The 9,162-nt window shown below is 64.0% G+C and carries 10 protein-coding genes; 3 read left to right on the top strand and 7 right to left on the bottom strand.

Annotation, left to right across the window (positions count from 1 at the left end; all coding sequences use genetic code 11):
* From AC1DY5_RS30675 to AC1DY5_RS30645, 7 genes are all read right to left on the bottom strand, one after another.
* A partial coding sequence (locus tag AC1DY5_RS30675) for an LLM class flavin-dependent oxidoreductase (RefSeq protein WP_478117604.1) occupies positions 1 to 576 on the bottom strand: 576 nt, incomplete at its 3' end.
* 184 nt (positions 577 to 760) lie between these two features.
* Positions 761 to 1,300, bottom strand: coding sequence for a winged helix DNA-binding protein (locus AC1DY5_RS30670; RefSeq protein ID WP_478117602.1), 540 nt, complete (start codon positions 1,298 to 1,300; stop codon positions 761 to 763).
* 213 nt (positions 1,301 to 1,513) lie between these two features.
* Positions 1,514 to 2,497 (bottom strand): protein kinase family protein, encoded by a 984-nt coding sequence (locus AC1DY5_RS30665; protein WP_478117600.1) that lies wholly within the window; start codon positions 2,495 to 2,497, stop codon positions 1,514 to 1,516.
* Positions 2,498 to 2,715: 218 nt separating this feature from the next.
* Entirely contained in the window at positions 2,716 to 4,923 is a 2,208-nt protein-coding gene (locus tag AC1DY5_RS30660) for a phosphocholine-specific phospholipase C (protein ID WP_478117599.1), read from the bottom strand.
* Between the two features lie 28 nt (positions 4,924 to 4,951).
* On the bottom strand, positions 4,952 to 5,173 hold the full coding sequence (locus AC1DY5_RS30655; RefSeq protein WP_478117597.1) for a hypothetical protein: 222 nt from the start codon (positions 5,171 to 5,173) through the stop codon (positions 4,952 to 4,954).
* 272 nt (positions 5,174 to 5,445) lie between these two features.
* A complete protein-coding gene (locus AC1DY5_RS30650; RefSeq protein WP_478117595.1) occupies positions 5,446 to 6,219 on the bottom strand; it encodes an SDR family oxidoreductase in 774 nt (257 codons plus the stop codon).
* Positions 6,220 to 6,257: 38 nt separating this feature from the next.
* On the bottom strand, positions 6,258 to 6,671 hold the full coding sequence (locus tag AC1DY5_RS30645) for an acyl-CoA thioesterase (RefSeq protein ID WP_478117593.1): 414 nt from the start codon (positions 6,669 to 6,671) through the stop codon (positions 6,258 to 6,260).
* Between the two features lie 132 nt (positions 6,672 to 6,803).
* Here AC1DY5_RS30645 and AC1DY5_RS30640 point away from each other — a divergent pair, with 132 nt between their 5' ends.
* From AC1DY5_RS30640 to AC1DY5_RS30630, 3 genes are all read left to right on the top strand, one after another.
* On the top strand, positions 6,804 to 7,508 hold the full coding sequence (locus AC1DY5_RS30640; RefSeq protein WP_478117591.1) for a Crp/Fnr family transcriptional regulator: 705 nt from the start codon (positions 6,804 to 6,806) through the stop codon (positions 7,506 to 7,508).
* Between the two features lie 129 nt (positions 7,509 to 7,637).
* Complete coding sequence (locus AC1DY5_RS30635; RefSeq protein ID WP_478117589.1) at positions 7,638 to 9,002, top strand: MFS transporter; 1,365 nt, start codon at positions 7,638 to 7,640, stop codon at positions 9,000 to 9,002.
* Positions 9,003 to 9,055: 53 nt separating this feature from the next.
* The coding region (locus AC1DY5_RS30630) for a 3-keto-5-aminohexanoate cleavage protein (protein ID WP_478117606.1) at positions 9,056 to 9,162 on the top strand (107 nt) is incomplete at its 3' end.

Below are 9,162 nucleotides of genomic sequence, written 5' to 3'. Positions count from 1 at the left end.
GGCGTATCCATAGCGTGTCTTGTGATCGTCGGCCAGCGTCAGGCCGAGCGCTTCGTATTCGGGCCGATTCCATCCGGCAACGATGTTGAGACCGGCCCGTCCCGCCCCCACCTGATCGAGCGTGGCGATCTGCTTGGCCACGACCATCGGATGGTTCGCAGCGGTGTGGACCGTCGCGAACACTGTCAGGCGCCGAGTATGGGCCAGCAGGGCAGCCGCCCAGGTGACGGTCTCCAGCACATTGCCATGAAAGTCGGTTTCTCCGCCATATCCGATCCATCGGGCGATGGGCAGCATGAAGTCGATGCCGGCCTCGTCTAGCAGCACCGCCAGGCGCAGGTTGTTGTCCCAGGAGTTGTCCCATCGTTCCTCGACCTTGGTGACGGACATGCCGCCCGAGCAATTGGAGGCGAACGTGCCCAGCAGAAAGTCGGGTGTATTCAACAAGCGATTCATGGATGTTCCTTTGGTTGACGAGGGCTTGGAGGCCGAGAGTGAGAAATGGCTCCACGCTTCGCGAGCGCGAGTCGTGTGGCAATCATGCGATTTCGAATAGACTTTCAAATAGACTTTCAAATAGACTTTCTATTTGATAGAAGTATAGGAAGACGCCGTCGATCCGATGCGGGGGTTTTCCCGGATCGGGTTTCAGAGCCGAGACTGGGCGTGATGGGTCTTCGCGCCAGGACCGAAGGAGCGCACCCCGGGGGAGTGGTATGAACTTCCGCCGGCGATGCGGCGGATCGGGCTCACGGGGCGATCAGCCGCGCCGGTGGAATGTGGCGGCTTCTCGCGTCACCGATTCGTACAGCCTTTCCAGGAGTTCCAGATGGGCTCCGGAGCTGCGCGAATGCTGCCTGAAGGCGGGGTAGTGCTTGGCACCTTCCAGCAGCAACTTCTTGCGCAACTGGGCGTAGTCGTCGCACACCTTCGCACCTTCCGCCGTCGCTTCGTAGTAGACCCCGGCCCGCCCCGAGCCCTGCTTCTCGATGAAGCCCAGTTTGATCAGCTTGCGCAACCCGTACTGCACGTTGGGCACGTCCTGGCGGTTCGTGAGATGCAGCAGATCCTTGATGGTCTTCGCTTGATCGTGCATGCGAATGACGTGAAGCAGCGCGTTTTCCTGGCCGGTCAGGGCCGCGCCCGTGACGGCCGCCAGGCACTCGGCCTGCCATCTCACGAACGACTCGTAGGTGCGCATCACGGCGTACTCGAGATCGGTCAATGCCACACCGAGATCGTCCTCGGCCAGGTGCCAGTGATGCGGGGCGGTGACGCGCTTTGATTGTTCGGACTTCATCGATTCGTTCGTGGGCGCAAGTGATGGTCGAAGGCGAGTTCTGCCGCACGGATGGCGACGAATCATAGAGGAGCAGAGGCATCCGCGGGTTCGAACGGCACGCTCGGCGCCAGCGATTCACAGCCACCGCGTGAACGGCTCCCGGCTGAATGCGTCGCACTGGAGCCTCTCCACCCACGTCCGAAGTTGGCCTGACTGTAGCCGGTCAAAGCATCAACTTCTTCCCAGCAGATCGCGGCAGCCGAGGTCCTCGACGGCCAGGTGAACTCGCTCGAAGTTGTTCCACCAGATCACCGGAGGAATCCCGTTGGCATGCTGCCAGACAGGCGTTGCGATCAGCCAGAGCACGGACAGCCGGTAGTCGTCCTTCAATGCGCGCCGGCCATAGCCCTGCACGCCGCACGCCGTCAATTCATGATGGAAGCTATCCAGCAGGCGCGTCTCGAAGCGTTGCCGCAAATCGGGATACCACTGCAGGGCCATCATGCATGCCAAGTCATCCGATCCCATGTCGACGCGCCAGGCATCCCAGTCGAACAATCTGCCGCCATCCTTTGCGCCATCGCGCGGCAGGAAGCAGTTCCAGACGTGCGCGTCGCCCTGGACGATTGTCATGTGGCGATGCGTTTGGTAGCGTGCGGCCAAGCGCGGCGCGGCTTCGAACAAGTGCTCGTAAAGCGCACATCGATCATCGGAAAGCCGACCGCCCATTTCGTCGGCGAAGCGCGCAAACTGCGCCATGAGATTCTTCGTCGTTTCATCGGCAGCACTCGCATCCTGCCAGGAGCCGACCGTCACGCCGAGTCGCGAGTCGTCCCACCACGCAGCCTGGGCTCGGGCTCGCGTACGGACGATCGCCTCGCACTGCGCAAAGGTGGGTGGCAAGGGCCAGCGCGTCGCAACGGCGTGCGAGTCCGTGAGGTCTTCAAGCAATAGATGCCAGGTGCCCGTGCCGTCATCCCATTGGGCGTCGAAGCAGCGCGGCGCGATGCCCACGGGCATCGCAGGCACAAGGTCCCGATAGAACGCGACCTCGTGTCGGCCACCAACCCATGGTCCGCCGGGGCGGTCCGCCAAGCCGGCTTTCAAGATGAGCGTTGCGGGTGCACAGGCAGCCGCGTCGGCATAAACGAGGCGCAACCTGAAGATGTGTGAAAGCACGGTCGCGAACGATGCCTCGATCGACACGTCGGCCACGCAACCCCCGTCGAGTGCCCCGGACTTGAGCAGCGCCTCGGTGAGGTATGCAGGCTCGGCGGCTTTTGGCAGTGAAGGATTCGTCATGCCGAATTGTGGAGTCATTCACGAACCCGCCGAGTTCGACTCCTTGTTGGAGTCGGCCGTCGGCCTCGACAGGCATGTCGAGGCGCTGGACGCCGGCTACCAGGTGCGCAGGAGCTCCAAGGCACTGCCGCTCAGGTGCCCTGCATCCCCATCGCCGGATCGCTGACCGAGTGCCGGCCGGTCTCCACCCGACCCGCAAAGCGCCTGGACCAGGTGGTGTCAGCGTCACATACCACCTCGAAGTCGTACCACTGGCCGCTGGCGTCCAAGTCCCAGTGCCTGCCTGCATCCTCGCCACCCTTGACCTGCACGCGCCACGAACTGTCGCCGCGGTCCTTGAAGTAGGCCTTGGCGGTAACCGTGAACCAGCAGGCCCGCTCGCCATCGTTGCGCACCTTCAGGTGGATGTCGCCACGGCGCACGTCGTAGCCGACGCGAATTTCAGGCTCGGGCGCGTCGCTGGACTTCAATGTGTTCAGGTCGCCCTTGAAATGGCGATGAAATCCATTGGGGCCGAGCACCCACAGGTCGTACTTGCCGGCGTTGKCGGTCGCCACCCAGTCGTCGTCCAGCCGATCGTTGCGCTCCACCATGTAGCGGCGCGGCAGCCTCTCTAGGTTGAGTTTGTCGTAGACGTGGAACACAGCGCCGGCGTCGCCAGTGTTGGCAAAAATCAGCTTGACGCGGCCGCGCAAGCCGTCGCAACGGGCGCTCACGTGCAGTTCGTAGGGCAACGCGCGAGACGGCCGCGTGCCGGGGACCTGCACGGGCAGCAGCGGGTTGGCCGGCGGCACGATCTGCGCCAGTTGATCCTGCTGCGCGCGCAGCGCGTCGGCCTGGGCCCGGCTCTTGCGGCCGGCAAGCGTGGGCAGTCGCTCGTCGTTGGGCCGCTCGAAATTGAAGGCGCTGGTCAGGTCCCCGCACACGGCGCGGCGAAAGGGACTGATGTTGGGCTCCTTCACGCCGAATCGCTTTTCGAGGAAGCGGATCACCGATGTGTGGTCGAAGGCCTGAGAGTTGACCCAGCCTCCGCGGCTCCATGGAGAGACTACGTACATCGGCACGCGGATGCCGGGTCCAAAGACGCGGCCATCGGGCGCCGGCTGGCTGGTGGTGCCGGGCGGGGCCGGATAGTTGAAGCGCTCGAACGCCACCGCGGCTTCGCGCAGCGTGGTCTTGCCCGCCGCCGTGCCGTCCGGATTGATCGAGGGCGCCGCGGGTGATGGATAGTGATCGAAGTAGCCGTCGTTCTCGTCGAAGTTGATGAACAGCACCGTCTTGCTCCACACCTCGGGCACCGCGGTCAGCGCGTCCAGCGTCTCCTGGATGTACCAGGCGCCCTGCACCGGACTTGAAGGTCCCGGGTGCTCCGAATAGGTGGCGGGCGCCACCACCCACGACACCTGCGGCAACTTGCCGGCCTTGATATCCGCGCGAAAACGCTCGAAATAGCTGTCGGCGTTACCGAGTTCGCCCGGCATCGTGTTGGCGATCCCCTTGTACAGCGGATTGCCCGCATCGTCGCTCGCTGGGTCATAGGCGGGCGACAGGGCCTCGTTGCTCACCGGCTTGCCCGAAGCCTCGTTGGCCTGGCGGTATTGCTTGAAGCCGGCGAGAGGGTTGTCGCCGAAGTTGTCGGGCATGTTTTGGTAGACGATCCAGCTCACCTTGGCCTCCTGCAGGCGCTCGGGATAGGTCTTCCATTGGTAGCCGAGCGTCGAGGCGTCGATCGAATCCCATTCGTTGTTGACCGAAGCAACACCGGCGCCGGTCGGCCCGTTGGTGCCTGTCCACAGGAACATGCGGTTCGAGTTGGTGCCAGTGTGCATCGAGCACTGGTAGCCGTCGCACAGCGTGAAGGCATTGGCCAGCGCGAACTGGAAGGGCAGCTCGGCCTCCTTGAAGTAGCTCATCGCGTTGGCGCCCTTGTAGCGAGGCCACTGGTAGGTTCGCCCGCCATCCCAGGCGTTCTCGCCGTCGATCCAGCTGTGCGGCGTGCCGCTCACGCGCTGTGCGTTGCCCTTGCTGCCGTCGAGGTGGTAGGGCAGCACGGGCTGCCCGTTGACGTCGTTCTGCTGCCAGACGCTGCGACCCTCCGGCAACGGAATGGTGAAGCGGTCGCCAAAGCCCCGCACGCCGCGCAGCGTGCCGAAGTACTGGTCGAAGGAACGATTCTCCTGCATCAGGATCACGACGTGTTCGACATCCTGGATGGTGCCGGTGGCGTTGTGCGCAGGGATGGCCAGGGCGCGGCGGATGCTGGGCGGGAAGGCAGCGAGCGTGGCGGCGGCCACGGTGCCGGTGGCAGTGCCTTGCAGGAACTTGCGTCGTGAGGTCATGCGTATTCTCCTCGTTGATTTTGTTTGGTCAGGGCGCGTATCGGATGTCCGCCTGGCCACCGGCATCCGCCGTGCCCCCGTCGCCGGCCTTTGCCGTGCCGCTGGCTTCATCCTTCGAGGCGCCTTGCGCAGCGCTGCCGCCCAGGCCGGTGCTCGAGGCAGCCCCGCCGTCGCCGCCGCCGCAGGCCGACAGGGTTAGCACCAGGAGCAGCGCAGTGCCGATCCGCCAGAACTTCGCAACTACCTGCATAGGTCACCCCCCGTTTGCTGATGGAAGCATTAGATGCAGGGCGCATGACAGCGCCGTGAAACCGTGGTTCACGCGGCGCCTTTCGGTGGCTCGCCGCGCTGCCCGGAAAGGCGGAGCCTCGCAGATCTCCGCGATGCGGACGCTCCTTTGGTGGCCGACAGGCATCCGGGAAGGTCAGACGTCCTCAACCGTGACTGCGCCGAATGCGTGAGAGTCCAGCACGCCTTCGCTCACGAATCAGGAACGGGCGTGTTGGGAGCCGTCAAGGGAGGTCAGGACGCGCTCTGAGAGTCCCCGTCGATGGGAATCACTTGCCCCGAGATCGAGCGTCCAGCGCCAGAGGCCAGAAAGACCGCCAACGCCGCAATGTCTGCCGGGTCGACGAAGCGCTTGATCGACTGATTGGCCAGCGCCGCTGCTTCCTCTTGCGCGATGCTGCGCCCCGAAGTCGATGCGCGGCCTTCGAAGACCTGCTGCAGGCGTGGGCCGTCGACGGCGCCGGGCAGGATCGCGTTGACGCGGATGCCGAATTCCCCGAGTTCGCGCGACAGGGTCTTGGTGAAGCCGATGAGTCCCCACTTCGTCGTCGAGTAAGGGCTGCGATTGGGATAGCCAAAGCGCCCGGCAAGCGATGACATCACCACGATCGATCCTGCGGCCGACTGCTTCAGATGGGGAATGGCGGCCTGCGTCACCGTGAAGGTGCCTGTGAGGTTGACGCGCAGGACCGCTTCCCACGCATCCAGGTCCATGTCTGCGACACTCGCTGTCGGTCCTGCAATGCCGGCGTTGTTCACCAGCACATCCAACCCGCCCAGTGCATTCGTGGCCTCCTCGACCATGCCTTGCACGGCGCCACGATCGGCGATGTCGCAGACGCTGGTGCTGATGCCGGGCATCTGCGCATGCAGCTCGCTCAGTGCAGGCGCATCGATGTCGCAGACATGGACGCTTGCCCCTGCGGCGGCAAAAGCCGATGCGATGGCGCGACCGATGCCACCTGCGCCCGCAGTGATCAAGACTCGTTGGCCGTTGTGTGTCGTCATTTGAATTCCTCGTTGAATGCTGGTTTCGCCGTCGCGACTCAGGCGCAGGCAGAGCGGACGAAATCGGGCACGGGTACCGCCTTGAGCCTCCCGCTGTCGTCTCGCACACACAGCGCCCGTGTTTCTCGTCCTTCACAGATCAGGTCGTCGCCGCGCGTCACGCGGTGGCGTTGGAGGAAGACCTTGCCGCGCCACTCCTCGATGCTGGTGTGGATCTCGATGCGTTCGCCATAGGTGACCGCGGTGTGGAATCGGGTATGGATTTCCAGCAGCGGCGCACCGACGCAACCCGGCAGGTCGGCCATCGCTCGCCACGGCGGCAGCCCGCACGCCGTGAAGTAGTGGTGCGAGGCTGCATCCATCCATCGCGAATAGTTGGGGAAGAAGACAATGCCTGCGGGATCACAGTCGCCGAACTGGACGTCGACGCCGTAGAGGATGGTCTTGCTCATGGTTTCAAACTCCTGTTCCGACAGGGACCATTGTTCTTGGCTGTCCGCAGACGCACAGTCGATGCACCGACACTCGAACTCAGGGTTTTCCCCTGGTCCGACAGCCGAACAGCCGCGCTTCAGGAGAAAGAGATGACCCGGCAACAACGCGCGCATGCACCATCGCTCACCTTGGACGAACTGCTTGGGCAGTCAGCGTGGTTCATCGAACTCGACGAGCCGGCTCGAGAGCAAGTTCGCAGTGACGCGTCGGAGCGTGCCGTTGCGCTGGGCGATTCGCTGAGCCATCACGGCGAGCGGCAGCACGCCTGGTATGGCGTCCTCGAAGGCTTGGTCAAGTGGGCGATCACCGCGCGCGATGGGCGAACCGTCACCTTGGGTGGCCAATCGGTGGGCAGCTGGTTCGGAGAGGGCACGCTGATCCGTGAGGCACCGCGCCAGTCGGACCTCGTTGCGCTGCGTCACAGCCGGGTCGCACAGATCCCGTTCGACACCTTCGACTGGCTGCGCCACAACCGACCGTCCTTCAACGATTTCCTGCTGACGCAGGTGAATGAGCGCCTGCATTGGTTCATGGGCAATTTCGCGGCACAAGGCCTCTTGGACACCGACAGCCAGGTAGCCCGCGCGCTCGTGGGCATGGTGCATCCCCTGCTGAACCCACGCGGCGAACGCCACCTGCAGTTGTCGCAGGAAGAACTCGCCAATCTCGCCGCCGTGTCGCGCCAGAGCTGCAACAGCGCCTTGATGCGCTTCAAGAACGCCGGCCTGGTGCGAAGCGAGTACGGCGGCATCGTCGTGCTCGACCTACCCGGCTTGCAAGAACTGATGCTGTAGACGCTTCGAGAGGTCGCGTCGCGGCCTCGTGTTTACCCTTAGTTCAACTGTCGGCCGACCGACTGCGGCATTTCGCGCCGCCCGGAATGATGCGTGTCATGGCATGGAGCCATCACAAGGAGACACGCAATGAACCACGCAGCGTCGGCGACCCACGGGGTTGCAGACATCCACCGGCCGCTCAGGTCTACCGAGGACAAGGTCTACCGCAGGATCAGCTGGCGGGTGATGCCGATCGTGCTGATCGCCTATGTCTTCGCGTTCCTCGACCGCATCAACGTCGGCTACGCCCAGCTTCAGATGAAGCAGGATCTGGCATTCTCCGATGCGATCTACGGGCTGGGCGCCGGCATCTTCTTCGTCACATACCTGCTGTTCGAGCTACCGAGCAACCTACTTCTCGAGAAGATCGGCGCGCGCCTGACCTTTCTGCGCATCATGGTGCTCTGGGGTCTGGCCTCTTCCGCCACGGCCTTTGTCACCGAGCCCTGGCAATTCTATGGAGTCCGGCTGCTGCTGGGCATGTTCGAGGCCGGCTTTTTCCCCGGCATCATTCTGTACCTCACGTACTGGTATCCGAGCCACCGTCGAGGCCGTGTGACCGGGCTGTTCCTGTTCGGCATGCCGATCACGGGCGTTCTCGGGGGGCCCCTGTCGGGAATGATCATGAGTGGCATGGAAGGCATGGGCGGCATGCACGGCTGGCAATGGCTGTTCATCGTCCAGGGCCTGCCGACCGTCCTGCTGGGCTTCCTGCTCTACCGCCTCTTGCCGAACAAGCCCGGTGAAGCGCCCTGGCTGAGCGACGGCGAAAAGGCACTCGTGCAATCGGTGCTCGACGCCGACCACAAGGTCGACGTGAAGCCCGGCCACCACGGCAAGCTGGCCGCCGCGCTTGCGGATCCCAAGACCTACGTGCTGGCTTTCGTCTACTTCTGCTGCGCTTGCGCGGTCTACACGGTCACGTTCTGGTTGCCGACGATGATCAAGAGCCTGGGCATCTCGTCGATCGGTGCGATCGGCTGGATCACTGCCATTCCCTACATCTTCGGCGCCATCGGCGTCCTGGTGATCAGTCGCAGTTCCGACCGTTTCAAGGAACGTCGCTGGCACGTGGGTGGGACCCTGGTCGCCGGCGCTGTCGCGTTGTTCGCCACCTCCTTCCTCGGCACGGCTTTCGCGCCGGTGATGGTGCTGCTGTGCATCGCCGCGTTCTTCATCTTCGGCGGCGGTTCGCTGTTCTGGTCGATCCCGCCGACCTACCTGAGCCGTGAGGCGGCGGCGGCCGGGATCGCCGTGATCAGTTCGCTGGGCATTCTGGGAGGCTTCGTCAGCCCCACGGTGATCGGCTGGATCAAGAGCGTCACGGGCAGCATCCAGCTGGGCTTGGGCGCCTTGACCGCACTGGTCATCGTCGGCGGACTCACGATCCTGATCGCCCTGCCGAAGAGCGCCGTGCGCGTCGGCGCCGCAGACGGCCCGGCAGCCCACTAGCCGCACCAAGCGACCCGATTCCTTCTCACTCCCTTTCACCTAAGACCCGAACCATGAGCAAGCCTAAAGTCATCGTGACCATCGCCCCGACCGGCGGCATGGCCACCAAGAAGATGAACCCGAACCTGCCGACTCAGCCGCAGGAGATCGCCGACGACAC

It is taken from the genome of Variovorax sp. P4_D9 (assembly GCF_056401695.1).
Note: the sequence above shows the minus strand (reverse complement) of the source record. Positions and strands in the feature narration are given on the sequence as shown.